We start from the raw sequence: 20,445 nt of genomic DNA, 5'->3' as shown, positions 1-20,445 counted from the left end.
CCGTGACCGTAGCGGCCACACCGGCACCCTCGCCCGCCACCACGGGCGGGCAGTCCGGCGTACGCCTGGCCCGGTCCCGACGCAACGCTGAGCTGTCCCTGCTGCTGCTAGCCATGGTGCTGGTGGCCGCTTACGGGGCGACCGTCGAGGCGAACCTGCTGGACACGGTCACCCCGGACTTCTGGATGCCCGCCGCCGCGCTCGGCGCGGTCTTCCTCGGCCTGCATCTGGTCATCCGGTTCCTCGCCCCGTTCGCCGACCCGGCGCTGCTGCCGGCGGTGGCCCTGCTCAACGGCCTCGGGGTGGGCTTCCTGCGCCGGATCGACCTGGGCGAGGCCGCCCCGGTCGACCGGGAGACTCTGGCGATCTTCGCCGGCATCGGCGGGCGGCAGCTGGCCTGGACGCTCGCCTCGGTGATCCTCGCCGCCGGCCTGCTCGCCATCATGCGTGACCACCGTTCGGTCTCCCGGTACGCGTACACCCTGGGTTTGGCCGGCATCGTGCTGGTGATGCTCCCGGCGGTGCTGCCCAGCAGCATCTCCGAGATCAACGGCGCCAAGCTGTGGATCCGGATCGGTGGCTTCTCCATCCAGCCGGGTGAGTTCGCCAAGCTGGCGCTGCTGGTCTTCTTCGCCTACTACCTGGTGCGCAAGCGCGAGGTGCTGTCGCTGGCCAGCCGGCGTTTCCTCGGCATCGACTTCCCGCGCGGGCGCGACCTCGGCCCGGTGGTCGTGGTCTGGCTGATCAGCCTCCTGGTGCTCATCTTCGAAAAGGACCTGGGCACCTCGCTGCTCTACTTCGGCATGTTCGTGGTGACGCTGTACATCGCCACCGAACGGGTCAGCTGGCTGCTGATCGGCCTGGTCCTCTTCTTCGGCGGCGCCTACCTCGCCTACGTCCTCGGCGAGATGGTCGGCGGACCCTTCGCCAACTTCTACGTCCGCGCGGAGATCTGGCTGGATCCGTTCGCCGACCCCACCGACAAGGGCTACCAGCTCGTCCAGGGCCTGCTCGCCCTGGGCACCGGCGGGCTCTTCGGCGCCGGGCCGGGCGGCGGTCAGCCGGAGATCCTGCCCGAGGTGCAGAACGACTTCATCTTCGCCGGCATCGGTGAGGAGGTCGGCCTCTTCGGGCTCTCCGCGCTGCTGGTCGTCTACCTGCTGATCGTGGAGCGGGGGCTGCGTGCCGCGCTCGCGGTGCGGGACTCGTTCGGCAAGCTCCTCGCCGGCGGTCTCGCGTTCACCCTCGGCCTGCAGGTCTTCGTGATCGTCGGCGGGATCAGCGGGCTCATCCCGCTCACCGGTCAGACCACCCCGTTCCTGTCCGCCGGTGGTTCGTCACTCATGGCGAACTGGCTGCTCATCGCGGTTCTGCTGCGGGTCTCCGACGGAGCCCGTCGGCCGGTCACCGGGGCTGGCGGCAAAGCCGCCCGGCCCGCCGGCGGCCCGCCCGAGCAACTGCACGGTGCCCCCACGGAGGTGATCAAACCGTGAACGCACCCCTGCGCCGCGTCGGCGTCGTCGTCATGGTCCTGTTCGGCCTGCTCTTCGCGAACCTCAACTGGGTTCAGGCCTACAAGGCCGACGAGTACCGCACCAGCGACTACAACGGCCGGGTCCAGGTCGCCGAGTATGACCGTAAGCGCGGCAACATCGAGGCCGGCGGCACGGCGCTGGCCACCAGCAAGGAGACCACCGGCAAGCTGAAGTTCCTGCGCACCTACCCGGGCGGTGCCAAGTACGCGCAGGTGCTCGGCTACAAGCCGGTCAACCTGGCCGACACCGGCATCGAGCGGGTGGAGAACGACTTCCTGGCCGGCACCAGCGACCAGTTGTTCGGCGACCGGTTCAAGGACATGTTCACCGGCGACCAGACCGCTGGCGGCAACGTGCTGCTGACCCTCTCCAAGCGGGCCCAGGACGTGGCGTACGACCAGATGCGCAACAACCAGCAGGGGGTGAAGAGGGGCGCGGCGATCGCCATCGACCCGCGCACCGGGGCGGTGCAGGCGCTGGTCTCCATGCCCAGCTTCGACCCGAACCCGCTGGCCAGCCACAACACCAACGAGGCGGCCGCGGCGTACAACAAGCTGGAGCAGGACCCGGACGGCCCGCTGAAGAACCGCGCGCTCGGCGAGACGCTGCCGCCGGGCTCCACCTTCAAGATCGTGGTGGCCGCGGCCGCGCTGGAGAACGGGATCAGCAAGAGCACGCCGATCGCGGCCGGCTCCAGCTACACCCCGCCCACCTCCGGCGAACCGATCCGCAACGCCGCCCCGTCGATCTGCCCGGAACCGCAGGTCACCCTGCTGGAAGCGGTCACCGAATCGTGCAACACCGGCTTCGCCCAGCTCGGTGTACGGCTCGGCGCCAACACCATCAAGGAGAAGGCCCGGCAGTTCGGCTTCGAGCAGGACGACCTCACCGTCGGCCAGCTCGGCGAGGGCGGTCTGCCGACGGCGGCCAGCCGGACCGGCAGCATCCAGAACGCCGACGGCGGGGATGACCCGGCGGCGCTCGCCCAGTCCTCGATCGGCCAGCGGGACGTCCGGATGACCCCCCTCGAAGGCGCCATGATCGCCGGCGCGGTCGCTTACGAAGGCAAGCAGATGCGGCCGTACCTGGTGCGGCAGCTGCTCGCTCCGGACCGCACCACCAGCTACTACACGGCCAAGTCGCGGGAGCTGCGCCAACCGGTCAGCCCGCAGGTCGCCGGCGATCTGCGCGAGATGATGGTCAGCGTGGTCCAGAAGGGCACCGGCCAGAAGGCGGCGATCAGCGGCTACACGGTCGGCGGCAAGACCGGCACCGCGCAGTCCGCCCCGGACCGGCCCGACCACGGCTGGTTCATCGGCTTCGCGTTGGACAAGAACGGCACCCCGGTCTCCGCGGTGTGCGTGGTTCTGGAGCAGGCCGGCAGCGGCGGCAGCGCCGAGGCGGCCCGGATCGGCGGCCAGATCATGCGGGCCGCCATCGCCGACCCCGGGGGTCGCTGATGCTCAGCCCCGGCGTCCAGCTCGGCAACCGCTACCGTCTCGACGAGCGGATCGCCAGCGGCGGCATGGGCGACGTCTGGCGCGGCACGGACCAGGTGCTCGGCCGCACGGTCGCGGTGAAGAGCCTGCTCCCCGCGCTGCTCGACGACCCGGACTTCGCCGAGCGGTTCCGCGGCGAGGCCCGGACCATGGCCACCATCAACCATCCCGGCGTCGTGGACGTCTACGACTTCGGCAACGACCAGCAGATCGCCTTCCTGGTCATGGAGTACGTCGAGGGTGACGCCCTGTCATCCACGCTGAGCCGGGTCGGCCGGCTCACGCCGGCCCGGACGATGGCACTCGTCGCGCAGGCTGCGGACGCCTTGCACGCCGCGCACGAGAAGGGCATCGTGCACCGCGACGTGAAGCCGGGCAACCTGCTGGTCCGGCCGAACGGCACGCTCGTGCTCACCGACTTCGGCATCGCCCGCTCCGACCTGGTCGGCCAGCTCACCGCTGCGGGTTCGGTGCTCGGCACCGCCTCCTACATCTCACCGGAGCAGGCCACCGGTGGGGTGGCCACCCCGGCGTCCGACGTGTACGCGCTCGGCGTGGTCGCCTACCAGTGCCTCGCCGGGCGGCGACCGTTCGAGGGCGACAACGCGCTCGACATCGCCATGCGGCACGTCCGGGAGACGCCCCGGCCGCTGCCCGCCGACATCCCGCCGCAGGTCCGGTCGGTGGTGGAACGGGCGCTCGCCAAGGATCCGGCCGCCCGCTGGCCCAGCGCCGCCGCCCTCGCCGGGGTCGCCCGTCAGCTCAAGGCCTCGCTCTCCCAGCAGGCCAGGGCCGGCGGCCACCCCGGGCCGGTCTCCGGGGCGCCGTCCTCGCCCGCCGCGCCAGGCCGGGCCCAGGTGCCGCAGTCGCAGCACCTTCGCCCGCCGGGCGCTCCGCACCGTCCGCCGGCCGGTCAGCGACCGACCGCGATCGCGCCGGCCCAGCAGCTCCGCCCCACCGCCGTCGCGCCGGCCGTCCCGCACGCCCGGCCGCCGGTCGCACCGACCGGTTACCCGCGCGGCGCCGCGGCGGTGCCGCCGGCGCAGACCCGGCAGGAGCACCCGCCGGCGTACGCCCGGCAGGCCGGCCCGGCGCTGTCACCCGATTCCCGCCGGTCCCGGCCCGGGATGGTGCTTCTCGCCATCCTGCTGGCCGTACTGGTCCTGGTCTGCTCCGGCGTGATTTCCTACAACCTACGGAAGCAGACGCAAGCCGGCGAAGCCGGTGCGCTGGCTCCGCACACCGCGACGTCCGGCGCACTGCGGCACGGACGCGACGATGCGACCCGGACGTCGTACCGTCTTGAGGTACGGCTCCAGCCGGGCGACGGCGGGACGACGACGAGCGAAGGACGACAGACGCGATGACAGCGCAGGCCCGCCTGCTCGGTGGCAGGTACCAGGTCGGCGAGCTGCTCGGCTACGGCGGCATGGCCGAGGTGCACCGCGGTCGCGACCTCCGGCTCGGTCGGGACGTCGCGATCAAGATGCTCCGCACCGACCTCGCCCGGGACGCAACGTTCCAGATGCGGTTCCGTCGGGAGGCGCAGAACGCCGCCTCGCTCAACCACCCGGCGATCGTGGCGGTCTACGACACCGGCGAGGAGACCGCGCCCACCGGTGAGACGCTGCCGTTCATCGTTATGGAGTTCGTCAACGGACGGACCCTGAAGGAGGTGCTCGGCGCCGAGGGCCGGTTGCAGCCCCGCCGGGCGCTGGAGATCTGCGCCGACATGTGCGCGGCGCTGGAGTTCAGCCACCGGCACGGCATCATCCACCGGGACATCAAGCCGGGCAACGTCATGCTCACCCAGACCGGCCAGGTCAAGGTGATGGACTTCGGCATCGCCCGGGCGCTGGCCAGCGGCGCGACCACCATGACGCAGACCAGCGCGGTGATCGGCACGGCGCAGTACCTCTCCCCGGAGCAGGCACGCGGCGAGGCCGTGGACGCGCGTTCCGACGTGTACGCGGCCGGCTGCGTGCTCTTCGAACTGGTCTGCGGGCACCCGCCCTTCGTCGGGGACAGCCCGGTAAGCGTCGCGTACCAGCATGTGCGGGAGACGCCGCCGACGCCGAGCGACATCAACCCGGACGTCACCCCGGCGGTCGACGCCATCGTGCTCAAGGCGCTGTCGAAGAACCCGCTCAACCGGTACCAGAGCGCCGGCGAGATGCGCGCCGACCTGCTCCGCGCCGCCGCTGGCCGGCCCGTGCTGGCCACCCCCGTGCTGCGCGAGGCGGAGACCGTGGCCATGGCACCCGCCGGCGGCGGGGGCGGCTATCCGCCGGGTGGCGGTGCGCAGCAGACCCGGCAGATCCCGGCCCGGGTAGGCGACCCGCGCCAGCGCAAGGCGTCCTCCTGGCTGATCGCCATGTTCAGCGCGGTCGGCGTGCTCGCGGTGATCGCCCTGGTCGCGGCCCTGCTCTGGAGCCAGCAGCAGGGCAAGGACCTGAAGTCGGTGCCCACCCTCACCGGCAAGACCCAGGACGCCGCGATCACCGAGATCCGCAACGCCGGCCTCCAGCCGCAGGTGGGCGAGTCGGTCCTGAACAGCACCTGCACGGAAGGCCTTGTGGTCAACCAGAGCCCGCAGCCGGCCACCCGGCTGAAGGAGGCCAGCACGGTGACCATCGAGGTCTGCGGCGGCAAGCCCGATAAGGCGATCCCCAACGACCTTGTTGGCTCGAAGTTCGAATCGGTGGAGAGCCGGCTGAAGAAGGAGGGCTTCAAGGTCAAGCCCAAGCCGGTCGACAGTGACGAGAGCGAGGGCATCGTCCTGGACGTGTCGCCCACCTCGGGGACCCGGGTTCCCGAAGGCGCGGAGGTGACCGTCACCTACTCGAAGGGCAACGTCCGCGGGGTCCCGGACGTTCGTGGATCGACGCAGAAGGCGGCCGAGGAGGAGTTGAAGCGCGCGGGCTACAAGGTCGAGGTCGACCTGGGCGAACTTGTACCGGCGGCGGAGGCGGGCAAGGTGACCGACCAGAGCCCCGAGCCGGGCAAGCAGTTGGCCCAGGGGAAGACCGTCACGATCGTGGTCTCTCAGCCGGAGCCGGTCGACCCGACGCCCACCGGGTCGGTGACGCCGACGCCGACGCCGACCGGCACGCCGACCGGCAACGGGGGCGGCTCCGGTCTGCCGTTCATCCCGCCGAGCCGGCTTCCCGAGGAATAGGCCGGGTGTTCCCGGGTCCATCGGTATGAGTGTCGCCGGCTCTCCCGGTGCCGCCCGGGCCAGCCGGTGGCCTCGACGCCTCAGGCGCGCGGCCGTCCTGGGATCGGCCGCGCTGCTGCTCGCCAGTCTTCCGTGGCTGTGGACGACGATTGCCGCACGCGGCCATGTGTACGACGAGGCCGACGCGCCGGCCGTCGACGTCGTGATCGTCCTCGGCACCGCCGTGGCGCCTGATCGACGTCGACCGGGGGACCGGCTGGCCGGCCGCCTGGAGACCGCCGCCGAGTTGGTGACCAGCGGACGGGCCCGGGTGGTCCTCGTGTCGGGCGACGGGGGCGGTACGTCAGGTGACGAGCCGGCCGTGATGACGTCGTACCTGACGGAGCTCGGTGTCGATCCGCGTCGCGTGGTGGCCGACCCGTTCGGCCTGGACACCTACGACAGCTGTGCCCGGGCGCGCGAGGTGTACGGGGTCGAGCGGGCACTGATCGTGACCCAGTCCTACCACCTGTCCCGGGCCGTGACGCTGTGCCGACATCTCGGCCTCGATGCCGACGGAGTGACCGCTCGCTGCACCGGCTGCGGGCCGGCCCTGCTCGTCGAGAAGTCGGTCCGGGACTACTTCGCCAGTGGCAAGGCGGCGTGGGACGCTGTCCGGCGCAGGCCGCCCGCGGTCCATTCACCCGTCAATCCGGCCGTGCAGGACGCGCTGAAGGGCTGAACGTGCGCTGAGAGACCGCACATACGGCCCGGGGAGGCCTCAGGTGGTGGCGAAGGCCGCGCGGCGGCGGGCGTCGACCTCGGCGGCGAGTTCCGGGGCGCGTTCCAGCGCCTCCCGGTAGCCGCAGGCGGCGAGCCAGTTGGCCAGCATCAGGTGACCGCCCTCGGTGAGCACCGACTCCGGGTGGAACTGCACGCCCTCGATCGGCAGCGTCCGGTGCCGCATCGCCATCACCACGCCGGAGCCGGTCCAGCCGGTGACCTCCAGCTCGTCGGGGAGCGTCTCGGGCAGCACGGCCAGCGAGTGGTAGCGGGTGGCGGTGAACGGGTCGGGCAGCCCGGCGAGTACGCCGACGGAGTGGTGCCGTACCTCGGAGGTCTTGCCGTGCAGCAGCTCGGGGGCGCGGGTCACGGTCGCCCCGAACGCCTCGCCGATCGCCTGGTGGCCGAGGCAGACGCCGAAGATCGGCAGCTCGCCCGCGTACTCCCGGATGACGTCCAGGCAGATGCCGGCCCGGTCGGGGCTGCCCGGCCCGGGTGAGAGCAGGATGCCGGCCGCGCCCATTCTGCCCACCTCGGCGACGTCGATCTCGTCGTTGCGGCGGACCTCGCAGTCCACCCCGAGCTGGCCCAGGTACTGCACCAGGTTGAAGACGAACGAGTCGTAGTTGTCGATCACCAGGACGCGCATGGTCACCTGTTCGGGGAGGATGGCGCGGGGTTGTTCTGGTCGGTGTCGTAGGGCAGATCGTGCTCGTCGCCAGCCGGTGTCTCCCCGGTCTCCCCGGTCACCGCGTCACCGCCGCCCGGGTCTCCCGGGACGCCGGAGTCCTGGGTGACCTGCACATCGTCGAAGGGCAGCAGCGGCTCGGCCCACGGGAAGGCCACATACCAGAGCAGGGCCACCGCGGCGGCGGCGAGCAGCACCGAGCCGGTCAGCTTGCCGGCCAGGCCGAACGGCAGTTTGCGCCAGATGAACGCGTACATCGGTCAGCCCCCCAGCTCCGCCGGGCGGCCCGCCGACTTTGGTTGGGTCCGGTCCAGCTCAGCGTGGATGATCAGGCGCTGGTAGTTGTCGAACTTCGGGTTGCAGGTGGTCAGGGTGAGCATCCGCTTGGTCGGCTTCTTGTCCGGTTCGCCGGGTACCGGGGCCACCACCTCGACCTGGGTCGGCTTGACGATCCGGGACTGCGACACCCGGTAGACGTACCAGTCGGTCTTGCCCTCGACCACGATGGCGTCGCCGTCGTTCAACTCGTCCAGCCGCCAGAAGGTCGCCCGGTTGCGGTGTCCGGCGACGGAGAAGTTTCCGACCTGTCCGGGCAGCGCGCTGGTCGGGTAGTGACCCGGGGCGTACCGGATGTCGGCCTGGGTGACGCCCTCGACGACCACCCAGTTCTTGTCGAGCTTGGGGATGTAGAGCCCCGCGATCGGTTTGCCGCGCACCGGTGGTGACGGTTTGACGCTGGGGGCGGCGGCTGACGGGACGACCGTCGGGTCGTCGGTGGGGCCCCACGCCTGGGCGAGCTCCTGGCTGAGGTCGTTCTGGTGGGCGTCGACGATGGCCGACTTGCCCCAGACCTCGTAGCCGGCGAAGAGCAGCACCACCAGGCCGAAGGTGATCAGGACCTCGCCGGTGACCCGGATGCCGGAGCGCAGTCGGGAGCCGAGCGACGGGCGGGTGAGCTCCGAGTAGACGCTCTTGTAGCCCTCGCCGGTCTGGTGCGGCCGGAGTTGGACCACCCGCTCGCCACGTCGAGGCCGGGGCGGCTCGGCGGCGCTGTCCTCGGCACCGGCCGGCTCGTCGGGGGTCGCCGTGCGGGGGACGGCACCCATCAGCGCGGTGGAGTCCATGGCCGGCGGGCGGGTCGAGGGCCTGGCGGGCACCGCCGGGATCAGCTGGGTGGCGGCCGGGTCAGCGGCGCGATCCGGTGCGGCCGGAGAGACCGGGGCTGCCGGGGAGCCGGTCGCCCGCGCGGGACCGGGGCCGATCTTGGGAATGAACGCGGTCGGCGCGTCGCCACCCGACGGGGCCGGGCTGCGGGGAGCCACCGGCGGGGTGGGGGTAGCGGGGGTCGGCGGCCGGGTCGGGGCGTTGCCGGGGGCAGCCGGCCGGACCGGTCCCTGGCTGGGTGTGGTCGGTCGACCGGGGACGGCGGGAGGATGGCTGGACCCGCCGACGGGCGAGCCGAGCCCAGCGGCTGCGGCACCGGGCCAGGGCGGCGGGGCTTCGGCGCCCGGGTGGCCCGGGGCGCGCTGCGGGTCGGGTCGGGTCGCGCTCGGCTGGGCCGGGCGCTCGCTGCGCGGAGGGCGCTCGGTGCGGCTGGCCGGCGGCGGGGCCGACCGGTCGTCCCGGGAGGAAGGACCGGCGGCAGCCGGCGGCTCGGGGGCGGCCGGCGGGCGGGTCGCGCGGGATCGGGTGGGCAGCACGGGATCGGGCCAGTTGCCGGTGGCGCCAGGCCGGCCCGGTGTCGGCTCAGGCTGGTCGGGCGTCGGCTCAGGCCGGCCCGGTGTCGGCTCGGGCCGGTCGACCTTGGGCAGGAACGCCGTCGGCTCGTCGGCCTGGTCCCGGTGTCGCCCGTCGCGCCGCTCGTCCGGGCCGCTCATTCGGGCACCGTCGCCGAGCGCAGGGCGGTCGAGTCCTCGAACGCCGGGACTGTCACCGTGGAGGCGAACTCCTTGTAGCCGAGCTGGTAGTCGTCGACTGCGTCCTTGAACAACCGGACTCCCTCAGAGCTGGCGAGGGCCTGCTGGAGGGCAGCGGGATCGCCGATTGCTACGATCTTGAACGGGGGGGAGTACACCCGACCATGTAGCAGCAGGGTGTTACCGACGCAGCGTACCGCGCTGGTGGCGAGCACGCGGACGTTCATGATTGACATGGCCTCCGCTCCGCCTGCCCAGAGCGCGTTGACCACGGCCTGTACGTCACCCTGGTGCACCACGAGGTCGTCGTTGCTGGCGTCCGAGGGCGTCTTGTCGCTGCGGCGCGGAGCGTCGTCCAGCTCCACCGTCACCCCGGTGCCGGTCAGCGCGGTGAACCCGGCGGCCTGGAGACTGCCCACGCCGCGCTCCTGCTGGGCCTTGATCGGGCCGTCCGAGTCGGCCAGCGCGTCGGTCCGTTGCTCGACCTCGCCGCGCAGGGTGGCGGCCCGTCGCTCGCTCGCCGCCACCTGCTCGCGGCGGTCCTCGATGAGTTGGTTGAGCTGGGGCCGCCGGTCCTCACGCAGCGCGGTGCCGCCGGCGGTGGTCGCGGTGGTGGTGAAGAGCAGTCCCGCTGCGGCGGCGATCAGGGGCACCCCGATCGACCAGCCCGGTCGGCGTTGACGCGGCCGCCGGGGCAGCAGCCCGGCGCCAGCCCGTCGGAGGACCTTCTGCCAGGAGGCTGCGCCGGATGTGTACTCCACCGAGCGTTCCTTCCGCGTGTCGGGGATCGTCCGCCCCGGCAGGGGCCGGTGATCCGAACAGTCCCGCCTTTTTCGGTCACTCCGTGCACCGGCCTGACCCCATTCGTGGTCGAGGCGGGCGTTCGGGACTACGCTAGCTTTCGAACATTATTGGCCATGGACCGTCGCCCCTGCGCCCGGTTGTCAGGCCGGACGAGGTCGTCACCCCCTCTGGAGAGCGTCGTGCCCAAGTCTCAGGTCCGCAAGAAGAAGGTGTACACCCCGCCGACGGACGTTCGTCCGACGACGGCGGCGTCGACGCGCAAGCCTAGCCCGGTGTGGCTGCCGGTCACGGCGGTCGCCTTGATCGTCATCGGCATCGGTTGGCTGGTGGTCTACTACCTCTCCGAGCAGCAGTACCCGGTCGCGTCCTGGAATTACTGGAACCTCGCGGTGGGCTTCGGCGCGATGGTCGCCTCGCTGGCGCTGCTCTCCCGCTGGCGCTGAGCCGGCTCGGCGCCGCCGCATCGGCGGATCCACGTCACCCCGTCGAACCCCTGCCCGGCAAGACCGGGCGGGGCACCCTATGGTGTCCGCAGGGCGGCGTGGCCTACTGCGAGATGACTCACGTTACCGATGGGTAACCTTGCGCGTAGGCTGCACTGCATGACCGAGCGGAGCGAGGTCATCGACCGGTCCGGTCGCAGGTGCGGCAGCGGCGCGACGCCGACCCCGTCCTGACCCGGCCCCGGTCGCTGAACCGCTGGACAGGCAGCAGACCGGGAGGCCAACTCGATGGGCAGCGTCCAGATCGTCACCACGATCCTCGCGGCCGCCATCACCGCCGTGGCGGTGTGGCTTGCGGTACGTGCGGTCATGAAGATGGTGGCAGTCATCCGGCTCGGGCAGCCCGCGCCGGAGCGGTTCGCCGACAAGGCCGCCCGTGCGAAGACCATGCTGGTGGAGACTGCCGGCCACACCCGAATGCTCAAGTGGGGCGTGGTGGGTGCGGCGCACTGGTTCGTGATGGTCGGCTTCATCGTGCTGTCGCTGCTGGTGCTCGAGGCGTACTTCGAGGTGGCCACCACGGATGGCGGGTTGCCGATCATCGGGCACTGGACCATCTTCGGTCTGGTCACCGAGATCATCGGCGTGCTGGGCCTGGTCGGGATCCTGGTGCTGATGGCGATTCGGCTGCGCAACCGGCCGAACCGGCCGGGCGGACGGTCCCGGTTCACCGGATCGACGATGTGGCAGGGCTACTTCGTCGAGTGGATCGTGCTGCTGGTCCTGATCTTCGGGTTCGTGATCCGGGGCTTCAAGGTCGCCACCGACCACTTCGAGTTCCCGTTCTGGGCCACCCCGTTCAGCCACGCGGTCGGCGCGGTGCTGCCCGACTGGGCGGACGGGGTCAGCGTCGCGGCTGCCATCAAGATCATCATTTCGATGACCTGGCTCATCGTCATCTCGCTGAACGTCACCATGGGTGTCGCCTGGCACCGCTTCCTGGCGTTCCCCAACATCTTCTTCAAGCGGGAGCCGGCCCGGCCGGCCGGCTCCGGCCTCGGCGCGCTGCGCCCGATGACGAGCCAGGGTAAGCCGCTCGACTTCGAGGAGGCCGACCCGGAGAAGGACCAGTTCGGCGTCGCCCAGGTCGAGCAGTTCAGCTGGAAGGGTCTGCTGGACTTCAGCACCTGCACCGAGTGCGGTCGCTGCCAGTCGCAGTGCCCGGCCTGGAACACCGGCAAGCCGCTGTCACCCAAGCTGCTCGTGCTGAGCCTGCGGGACCACGCGTACGCCAAGGCGCCCTACCTGCTGGCCGGCGGCGGCAAAGACCTGACCGGCGAGGAGAAGGCCACCGCGGCGCAGCTCGCGCACGTCGACGTGCTGGCGCTGGCCGAGGCCGACCGCCCGCTGATCGGCACCGCCGAGGAGGGCGGCGTCATCGACCCGGACGTGCTCTGGTCCTGCACCACCTGTGGCGCCTGCGTCGAGCAGTGCCCGGTGGACATCGAGCACGTGGACCACATCGTCGACATGCGTCGCTACCAGGTGCTGATCGAGTCGAGCTTCCCCTCCGAGGCCGGCGTCATGCTGCGCAACCTGGAGAACAAGGGCAACCCGTGGGGCGCCCCGCAGAACACCCGCGAGGACTGGACCAAGGGGCTCGACTTCGAGGTGCCCCGGGTCGGCGAGGTGGACGACTTCGAGTACCTGTTCTGGGTCGGCTGCGCCGGTGCGTTCGAGGACCGGGCCAAGAAGACCACCCGCGCCGTGGCCACCCTGCTCAACGAGGCGGGCGTGAAGTTCGCGATCCTGGGCGAGGGCGAGACCTGCTCCGGCGATCCGGCGCGCCGGATCGGCAACGAGTTCGTCTTCCAGATGCTCGCCCAGCAGAACGTGGAGACGCTGAACGAGGCGTTCGAGGGCCGGGAGAAGGCCAAGCGCAAGATCGTGGCCACCTGCCCGCACTGCTTCAACACCCTGGGCAACGAGTACGGCCAGCTCGGCGGCGAGTTCGAGGTGGTCCACCACACCCAGCTCCTGGCCCACCTGGTGTCCACCGGCAAGCTCACCCCGGTGCAGCCGGTCGACGGCGGGGTCACGTACCACGACCCCTGCTACCTGGGTCGGCACAACCGGGTCTTCGCGGCTCCCCGAGAGGTGCTGGGGGACGCCATCGAGGGCGAGCTCACCGAGATGCCGCGTAACAGCGAGCGCTCCTTCTGCTGCGGCGCCGGCGGTGCCCGGATGTGGATGGAGGAGAAGATCGGCAAGCGGATCAACGTGGACCGGGTCGAGGAGGCCATGGCCACCGGGGCGAAGACGGTCGCCGTCGGTTGCCCGTTCTGCTCGACGATGCTCAGCGACGGGGTGAACGGCAAGGGCGCCGGGGAACAGGTCGAGGTCATCGACGTGGCCACCGTGCTGCTCCGCTCGGTCAAGCCGGAGCAGCCGCAGGGCGAGAAGGAGGCCACGCCGGTCGCCGGCTGAGGCCCGTACCCCCTGTGTCGAGATGGTCGACGGCGGCGGCACCCACGGGTGCCGCCGCCGTCGTGTAAGAATCTCGCCGAGGTGAGGCGAACATCGACGGCCTACTCTTGACCACGCTGCTGCCCCTGGTCGGTTTCGTTGCGCTGACCGCCGGCAACGCGTTCTTCGTCGCGGCCGAGTTCGCCCTGGTGACGGTCGATCGCTCGGAGATCGACCGGCGGGCCGCAGCCGGCGACGAGGCCGCCCGGAGAGTACGCACCGCGCTGCGCGGGCTGTCCTTCCAGCTCTCCGGGGCGCAGCTCGGCATCACCATCACCGCACTGCTCACCGGCTACCTGGCCGAGCCGGCCCTCGCCCGCATCTTCACCCCGCTGCTGCGCCCGGTGGCCGGCGACGACAGCGAGCGTTACACCCCGTTCCTGGCGTTGGCCCTGGCCACTCTGATCTCCATGCTCTTCGGCGAGCTGGTGCCCAAGAACGCGGCGCTGGCCCGGCCGATGCCGGCCGCCCTGGCCACCGCCGGCCCGATGCACACCTTCTCCCGGACGTTCGGCTGGGTGATCCGGGGGTTGAACGGCTCCGCGAACCGGCTGGTTCGGGCGCTCGGCGTGGAACCGCAGGAGGAACTGGCCAGCGCCCGCTCGCCGGAGGAGTTGGGCCTGCTGGCAGCCATTTCGGCCCGGGCCGGCGCGTTGCCGACGGACACCGCGATGCTGCTGCGCCGCACCATCCGCTTCGGTGACAAGCGGGCGGCCGAGGCGATGACCCCCCGGGTGGACGTGGTGGCGCTGCGCGCCACGGCCACCGTGGCCGAGCTGCTTGACCTGTCCCGGCAGACCGGACGGACCCGGTTCCCGGTGTACGAGGAGACCCTGGACCTGGTCACCGGCGTGGCGGGGGTGCCGGACGCGCTGGGTGTGCCGCTGGGCAAGCGGGCGTCGACCATGGTCGGCTCGGTGGCCCGCGAGCCGGTGTACGTGCCGGAGAGCCTCGACCTGGACGGTGTGCTGGCCGCGTTGAAGGCGGCCGGTGCGGACCTGGCCATCGTGGTCGACGAGTACGGCGGCACGGACGGCGTGGTGACCGTGGAGGACCTGGTCGAGGAGTTGGTCGGCGAGATCGCCGACGAGTTCGACCCAGCCAGCGTGGACGACACCGGTCCGGCCGAGCTGACCGTGCCGGGCGGGGAGCGCACCGTGCTGGTCGACGGGGTGCTGCGCTCCGACGAGCTGGCCGAGCAGACCGGTTTCCGGCTGCCCGAGGGGCCGTACGAGACGCTGGCCGGGTTCCTGATGGCCCGCCTCGGGCACATCCCGCTGGCCGGTGAGACGGTCGAGGCGGATGGCTGGGAGTTCACGGTGGTGGAGGTGGAGCGGCACCGGATCGAGCAGGTACGGGTGCTGCGCCCGGCGGAGCCGGACAGCGATGACTGAGCTGCTGGTGACCGTGGTGCTGTTGCTCGGCAACGGGTTCTTCGTGGGCAGCGAGTTCGCGCTCATCGCGTCCCGGCGGACGGTGATCGAGCCGTTGGCCGCCGACTCGAAGCGGGCCCGCTGGGCGCTGTCGGCGATGAACCAGATTCCGCTGATGATCGCAGGCGCGCAGCTCGGCATCACGGTCTGCTCACTGGGCCTCGGCGCGATCGCCGAGCCGGCGTTGGCCCACCTGCTGGAGACGCCGTTCCACGCGGCCGGTCTGCCCGAGCGGGCGGTGCACCCGGTGGCGTTCGTGCTGGCGCTGGGCGTGGTGGTCTTCCTGCACACGGTGGTCGGCGAGATGGTGCCGAAGAACATCACGCTGGCCGGTCCGGAGCTCTCCGCGCTCTGGCTCGGCCCGGCCATGCTGGCGTTCTGCGTGGCCACCAAGCCGCTGCTGCTGGCGATGAAATGGGCGGCCCGCCGGGTCCTCGCCCTATGGCGGATCGAGGCGTCCGAGGCGGTGAAGACGGTGTTCACCGCCGAGGAGTTGGCCGGGCTGGTCGCCCAGGCGCGTACCGAGGGTTTGCTCGACGCCGAGCAGCACGCCCGGATCACCGGTGCGCTGGCCCTGCACAGCCGGACCGCGGCGGATGCGTTGCAGCCGTGGTCGACGGTCGTGACGGTGGCCGAGGACGTCTCACCGGCGTCGCTGGAGGTGCTGGCGACCCGGACCGGCCGGTCGCGGTTCCCGGTGGTGCAGCGGTCCACCCGCCGGGTGCTCGGTTTCGTCCACGTCAAGGACGTGCTCGGGTACGCCGGGCAGGGTCGCCGGGCGCCGGTTCCGGCGCAGGTGTACCGGCCGCTGGCGGTGGTGCCGCCGGAGCGTACGCTGGCCGACCTGCTGCTGGCCATGCGCCGCGAGCGGCGGCACATGGTGCTCGTCAGCGACGGCCGGCGCCCGCTTGGCGTGGTCACGCTCGACGACGTATTGACCGCAATCGTTGGCTAATCGGCCAATACCCTTTGTGTGCAAGCGGTTGCGCGACAGTGACGGTGACACCGTTCGCCTTGATTGCGGCCCGACAGTTCCCCTAATGTGGGGCACCGACCGCTGTGGGTCGTCTGCCTCGGCCCTTCCCTCACGCGAGGCGCCCGGCGGTCGGTTGCAAAGGAGTCGGTGCCGGTGGCAATCATGCCCCCTCATCGTCAGGCCCCTGGACTGTCCGCTCGGCCGGGCGGTCTGCGCCGGGTCGCCCACCGTCTACTCGTCCTGGTCGCCGCCGCAGCCGTCGGTGCCGGTCTCCTCACCGCGCCGGTGCAGGCCGCACCCTCGGTCGACGAGATCGAGGCGCAGATCGACAAGCAGTGGGAGCAGTTGGAGCCCACCATCGAGCAGTACAACAAGGTGCGAGCGCAGCTGAAGGTCAACCGGAAGAAGTCGGGGGACCTGCAGAAGAAGATCGAGCCGTTGGCGCTGCAGAGTGAGTTGGCGCTGAACCGGGTCGGTGACCTCGCTTCCCGGTACTACATTTCAGGCCCGTCGCACGACATCGGCGCCCTGTTGGTCAGCGCCAAGCCGGACACGCTCACCGAGCAGCTCACCGTCCTCGACCGGCTGGCCTCGCAGGAGCGCAAGGAGGTCGAGGGCGTGCTGGCCGTGCGGGCCAAGTACGACGGCGAGAAGCAGAAGCTCGACGCGCTGATCGTCACCCAGACCAAGCAGCAGAACGACCTGGCGGCCAAGAAGAAGCAGATCGACGTCGAGATCAAGCGGCTTGAGGCGTCCCTGCCGAAGACCACGGTCAAGACCGCGGGCTGCCCGACGATCAACGGCGTGGTCAGCGACAAGGCCCGCACCGCGATCAGGACCGCCTGCGGCAAGATCGGCAAGCCGTACGTCTGGGGCGCCACCGGCCCGAACTCGTTCGACTGCTCGGGTCTGACCCAGTACGCCTACAAGGCGGCCGGGATCAGCCTCACCCACCACACCGGTGACCAGTGGCACGAGGGCAAGGCCATCTCACGGGCCGACGCCCGTCCGGGTGACCTGGTCTTCTTCTTCAGCGACCTGCACCATGTCGGCCTTTATTTGGGCAACGACCAGATGGTGCACGCGCCACGCGCCGGTAAACCGGTGCAGGTGGCCAGCATCAACAACATGCCGGTCGCCGGGTTCCGCAGACCCTGATCCAGATCGCGCACGACGACGGCCCCCGGTCAGCGACCGGGGGCCGTCGTGGTTCTCAGCGGGGCGCGCCCAGTGGGGACGGCAGTAGCTGCACGTCGGCCAGATCGACGTACATGATCCGGTGCCCGAACTGGACCTGCACGTAGCGCAGGTCACCGCGGACGACCGTCCAGTCCCCAGGCGAGGACCCGTCGAAGGTGGTCGCGCGGTAGTACTCGCTCGGCAGGATCCCGCCTACCGCGTACCGCTGCCCGGCGGCGAACGTGTACTGCAATGGCGAGATGGCCTGGTAGGGCACCCCGGCCGGGTAGGCGTCCTGCTCCGGGTAGGCCCGCCCGTAGACCGGGATGGTGGCCTTCCCGCGTTTCGGCGCCACCACGAAGCCCGTGGCCCACTTCGCGGTCGGCGCCGAGGCGGGGTTGTGGAACCAGGCCTTCTGGCCGAGGTACCAGATCGCCGTCCAGTCGCCGCGGACCTCCGCCACCGCGTACGTCTGGCCAGCCGAGGCGCGGGCACCGTGGTCGGAGATGTACATCGTGTCCGGTGAGCCGTCCGGGCGCTCACCGAGGTCGTTGACCAGCGGTGCGTCGTGGTTGGGCGCGCTGCGCAGGAGCACCGCGGACGAGCCGCGGAGCGGGCACGGCGCGGCTGGCGGCACCGGGGTCGGTACACCCGGGGGCTGCTGGTTGCAGCCGTAGAAGGCCGGCCGGTTGGTGGCGAAGTCCGGGTCAATGGTGACCAGGCCGGTTCGGGCCGTGCCGGTGGTCCGGAACGAGGCCTTGAGCAGGTCGAAGTAGTGCGACCAGTCCCAGTAGGGCCCTGGGTCCCAGTGCATGCCGCCGACGTTCGCCGCGATGGTGCCGGGCACGTTGTCGTGGCCGATGATGTGCTGGCGGTCGAGCGGGATGTTGAACCGTAACGCCAGGTGCCGCACAAGCTTGGCCGACGTGCGGTACATCGCCTCGGTGTACCAGGTGCCCTGCCCGGCGAAGCCCTCGTGCTCGATACCGATCGACTTGGCGTTGACGTACCAGTTGCCGGCCTGCCAGCCGATGTCCTTGGCCTTGATGTGCTGGGCCACGTAGCCGTCCACCGAGCGCAGCGTGTAGTGCCAGCCCAGATAGTCCGCCTGCTTGACCAGGTCGACGCTGGGCGCGAAGTAGCCCTCGGTGTCGTGGATGACGATGTACTCGATCTTCTGCTGTGCCGGCCGGTTGCCCAGGTCGTGGTTGCCGTAGTCGCTGGCACCCGGCCCGTACTTCTCGTAGGGCGCGGGAATCCACTCGCAGGCGAGGCGGACCGGGCACTCCAGCCCGTCCGGCCGCTCCGCACGCCGCAGCCCGAGCCGGTGCAGCACACCGGCGTCCGGGCTGACCGCCCGGGCGGTCAGGGTGACCTGGTGGCCGTCGTCGGTCCGCCGGCTCGCGCCGACGCGGATCTGGTCGTACACCTCGTCGGCGAAGGCCGCCGCGGCGGCCTCGGTGTCGGCGCCGGAGTACCGGGCTACCGCGCCGTACCAGGCACCGGGGTCACTCACCGCACCGACCGGGCCGCCGAGATCCCTCTGGTACGAGGAGAGCAGCGCGGCCCCACCCCGGATGTTGGCGGCCGGATCGGAGCGGAGCGTCTGCGCGCCGACTCCGACGAGGCTTGCCGCGGCCTGGAGGGTCTGCAGCGCCGCCGCCGCGGGCGGGGCCTGCCGTGATCCCGTCACCGTGGGCGCGGTGACCGTCAGCGGCCGGGACTCGTCGCCGCGCGGGTCCTCGCCCTCGTCGACGTGGCCACCGGCGGGCAGCGTGGTGACGTGAGCGGCGTCGGTCAGGTGCAGTGGGCCGTAGCCGCCACTGGTGCTCGGGGTGCCGAGATGGGTGTCCCAGCGGGACTCCAGATACGACACGCCGAGCAGGATGCTCTCCGGCACGCCGTACTCGGCCGCCGCTGCGGCGTACTGCTGCTGGCGGTCGGCGACGGGCGCGGCGACGGCCGGGCCGGACGGTAGCGGCACCGCGGTCGCGGCGGCGACCACGGCGACGGCGAGCAGTGCGCGCCGGCCGGTCGACAGGGCTGAATGGTGCATCGAACCCCCTAGATATCGCGGGTGCAGGTGAGGTCACCTTCGCGCCGCCCGGGAGCTCGCGTCAATACCTTTCCATCTATCGAAGCGGTCGGAAAGAAATTTTCGCGTACGGTCCGTGACCCCTTCCAACCGGTACGGAGTGTCACGGCCGCACGGGTTGCGGATCGGTAACAGCCGTCTCTACTCTGGTCATTCGTCGGCCCGATAGCAGTTCCGCCCAGCCCGGGTGGTGACGGACCGACACCGCCGAGTCGCTTCCGAGCGAACCGGGGACCCAGGTTTTCCCGGGGTGAATCCGCGGCCATCGCGGTAGGGCGCCAACTTCCCGCCCGAACCCGTCAGCTAACCCGGTAGGCGGTCAGGAAGAAGGAGTACGGAACCCGGTGGCACTCCATGCCCCGCGGCCGTCGTCCGAGCGGTCGGCGTCAGCCGGCCCGACGTCGATCGTGCCGCGCTCACGCTGGTCCCGCTTCACCACCGCTCTCGCCGCACTGGTCGGCGTCGCCGTCGTCCTGACCGGCAGCGCCACGGCGGCCCACGCGGACCCGTCTGTCGCCGAGATCGAGCGCCAGATCGACGCCGACTGGAACAAGCTCGAACCGATCATCGAACGACACAACGCCACCCGGGCCGACCTGGCCGTCAAGCGCAAGCAGGCCGACGCGCTGGCCGCCCGGATCGCCCCACTGGAGCGCCAGGTCGACGCTGCCATGGACAAGGTCAGCGCCCTCGCCGTCCGCGCGTACAAGGGCGAGAACGTCTCCACCGTCAACGCGGTGCTGGGCAGCCGATCGCCCAGCGAGGTCGTCGGTCAGCTTGAGATGCTCGACCGGTTCGCGCACAACCAGCAGCAGGACGTCCGGCAGGTCGCCGACCTGCGCGACGAGTTGGCCCGGCAGAAGGCGCCGCTGGACGAGATGGTGACCCAGCTGACCCGGACCGAGGCCCAACTGGCCGCGAAGAAGAAGCAGATCAACGAGGAGATCGACCGGCTGCAGAAGCTGCGCCTCAAGGTGTACGGCAACGGCGGTGGCGGTCCGCTGCGTCCGGCGCCCTGCCCGGCCAGCTACCCCGGCGGCGGTGCCGGCGTGGCCGTCAAGTTCGCCTGCGCCCAGATCGGCAAGCCCTACGTCTGGGGTGCCGAGGGCCCGAACTCGTACGACTGCTCCGGGCTGATGCTGGCCGCGTGGGCCAAGGCCGGGGTGTCGCTGCCGCACAACGCCGCCCAGCAGAGCCGGGTGACCAAGGACGTCAGCAGGGCCGACCTGCGCGCCGGTGACCTGGTCTTCTACTACAGCGACATCCACCACGTCGGGATGTACGTGGGCAATGGCTGGGTCGTGCACGCCTCGCAGGCCGGCCAACCGGTCAAGATGAAGAAGGTCGACGACGGCCCGATCCACAGCTACGGCCGCCCGGGCTGATCCCGGATGATCGGGGGCCCGTCGCG

General features: G+C 71.1%; 16 protein-coding genes and 1 riboswitch. Of the genes, 11 read left to right on the top strand and 5 right to left on the bottom strand.

The features are described 5' to 3' along the window. Positions 1-2: 2 nt before the first annotated feature. Genes ACFY29_RS14740 through ACFY29_RS14720 form a run of 5 tightly spaced genes read left to right on the top strand, consistent with a single transcriptional unit; the run spans position 3 to position 6,933 of the window. A complete protein-coding gene (locus ACFY29_RS14740) occupies positions 3-1,493 on the top strand; it encodes an FtsW/RodA/SpoVE family cell cycle protein (RefSeq protein WP_355601045.1) in 1,491 nt (496 codons plus the stop codon). Further along, positions 1,490-2,995 (top strand): peptidoglycan D,D-transpeptidase FtsI family protein, encoded by a 1,506-nt coding sequence (locus ACFY29_RS14735; protein ID WP_386986084.1) that lies wholly within the window; start codon positions 1,490-1,492, stop codon positions 2,993-2,995. Before ACFY29_RS14740 ends, ACFY29_RS14735 begins: the two co-directional genes overlap by 4 nt. Continuing rightward, a complete protein-coding gene (locus tag ACFY29_RS14730; RefSeq protein ID WP_386986082.1) occupies positions 2,995-4,401 on the top strand; it encodes a protein kinase in 1,407 nt (468 codons plus the stop codon). The genes ACFY29_RS14735 and ACFY29_RS14730 overlap by 1 nt, the downstream gene beginning before the upstream one ends. Further along, positions 4,398-6,212 carry a Stk1 family PASTA domain-containing Ser/Thr kinase gene (gene pknB / locus ACFY29_RS14725; RefSeq protein WP_386986079.1) on the top strand — a complete coding sequence of 605 codons (1,815 nt, stop codon included), beginning with the start codon at positions 4,398-4,400 and terminating at the stop codon, positions 6,210-6,212. The genes ACFY29_RS14730 and pknB overlap by 4 nt, the downstream gene beginning before the upstream one ends. Positions 6,213-6,237: 25 nt before the next feature. Further along, complete coding sequence (locus ACFY29_RS14720) at positions 6,238-6,933, top strand: vancomycin high temperature exclusion protein (protein WP_386986077.1); 696 nt, start codon at positions 6,238-6,240, stop codon at positions 6,931-6,933. Between the two features lie 39 nt (positions 6,934-6,972). Here the strand turns inward: ACFY29_RS14720 and ACFY29_RS14715 are convergent, their stop codons facing one another. From ACFY29_RS14715 to ACFY29_RS14700, 4 genes are read right to left on the bottom strand one after another with little or no spacing between them, the layout of a single operon-like run. Next, positions 6,973-7,623 (bottom strand): aminodeoxychorismate/anthranilate synthase component II, encoded by a 651-nt coding sequence (locus ACFY29_RS14715; RefSeq protein WP_386986782.1) that lies wholly within the window; start codon positions 7,621-7,623, stop codon positions 6,973-6,975. A 2-nt stretch (positions 7,624-7,625) separates the two neighbouring features. After that, the gene (locus tag ACFY29_RS14710) at positions 7,626-7,919 is read right to left on the bottom strand and encodes a hypothetical protein (protein WP_386986074.1); all 294 of its coding nucleotides are present in this window, start codon (positions 7,917-7,919) and stop codon (positions 7,626-7,628) included. 3 nt (positions 7,920-7,922) lie between these two features. Next, complete coding sequence (locus ACFY29_RS14705; RefSeq protein WP_386986071.1) at positions 7,923-9,539, bottom strand: class E sortase; 1,617 nt, start codon at positions 9,537-9,539, stop codon at positions 7,923-7,925. Then, positions 9,536-10,339: a DUF881 domain-containing protein gene (locus ACFY29_RS14700; protein WP_355601031.1), complete on the bottom strand. Its 804-nt coding sequence runs from the start codon at positions 10,337-10,339 to the stop codon at positions 9,536-9,538. Before ACFY29_RS14700 ends, ACFY29_RS14705 begins: the two co-directional genes overlap by 4 nt. A gap of 222 nt (positions 10,340-10,561) precedes the next feature. Here ACFY29_RS14700 and ACFY29_RS14695 point away from each other — a divergent pair, with 222 nt between their 5' ends. The 5 genes from ACFY29_RS14695 to ACFY29_RS14675 all read left to right on the top strand — a co-directional run bounded on the left by ACFY29_RS14695 (position 10,562) and on the right by ACFY29_RS14675 (position 16,918). Beyond that, positions 10,562-10,825 carry a cell division protein CrgA gene (locus tag ACFY29_RS14695; protein WP_386986067.1) on the top strand — a complete coding sequence of 88 codons (264 nt, stop codon included), beginning with the start codon at positions 10,562-10,564 and terminating at the stop codon, positions 10,823-10,825. Positions 10,826-11,113: 288 nt separating this feature from the next. Continuing rightward, the gene (locus tag ACFY29_RS14690; protein WP_328422167.1) at positions 11,114-13,312 is read left to right on the top strand and encodes a (Fe-S)-binding protein; all 2,199 of its coding nucleotides are present in this window, start codon (positions 11,114-11,116) and stop codon (positions 13,310-13,312) included. Between the two features lie 107 nt (positions 13,313-13,419). Further along, positions 13,420-14,745, top strand: coding sequence for a hemolysin family protein (locus ACFY29_RS14685; protein ID WP_355601026.1), 1,326 nt, complete (start codon positions 13,420-13,422; stop codon positions 14,743-14,745). Continuing rightward, complete coding sequence (locus ACFY29_RS14680; protein ID WP_386986063.1) at positions 14,738-15,739, top strand: hemolysin family protein; 1,002 nt, start codon at positions 14,738-14,740, stop codon at positions 15,737-15,739. Before ACFY29_RS14685 ends, ACFY29_RS14680 begins: the two co-directional genes overlap by 8 nt. 168 nt (positions 15,740-15,907) lie before the next feature. Continuing rightward, positions 15,908-16,918 (top strand): NlpC/P60 family protein, encoded by a 1,011-nt coding sequence (locus ACFY29_RS14675; protein ID WP_386986060.1) that lies wholly within the window; start codon positions 15,908-15,910, stop codon positions 16,916-16,918. Between the two features lie 55 nt (positions 16,919-16,973). On the opposite strand, the gene ACFY29_RS14670 is transcribed toward ACFY29_RS14675, so the two are convergent. Beyond that, a complete protein-coding gene (locus ACFY29_RS14670; protein WP_386986057.1) occupies positions 16,974-18,995 on the bottom strand; it encodes an N-acetylmuramoyl-L-alanine amidase in 2,022 nt (673 codons plus the stop codon). 234 nt (positions 18,996-19,229) lie between these two features. Then, positions 19,230-19,366: riboswitch (cyclic di-AMP (ydaO/yuaA leader) on the top strand. A gap of 12 nt (positions 19,367-19,378) precedes the next feature. Between ACFY29_RS14670 and ACFY29_RS14665 the strand changes: the two genes are divergently transcribed. Next, a complete protein-coding gene (locus tag ACFY29_RS14665; protein WP_355601018.1) occupies positions 19,379-20,419 on the top strand; it encodes an NlpC/P60 family protein in 1,041 nt (346 codons plus the stop codon). Positions 20,420-20,445: the final 26 nt, after the last annotated feature.

Source organism: Micromonospora sp. NPDC000668 (assembly GCF_042897975.1).
Classification (GTDB): Bacteria; Actinomycetota; Actinomycetes; order Mycobacteriales; family Micromonosporaceae; genus Micromonospora.
Note: the sequence above shows the minus strand (reverse complement) of the source record. Positions and strands in the feature narration are given on the sequence as shown.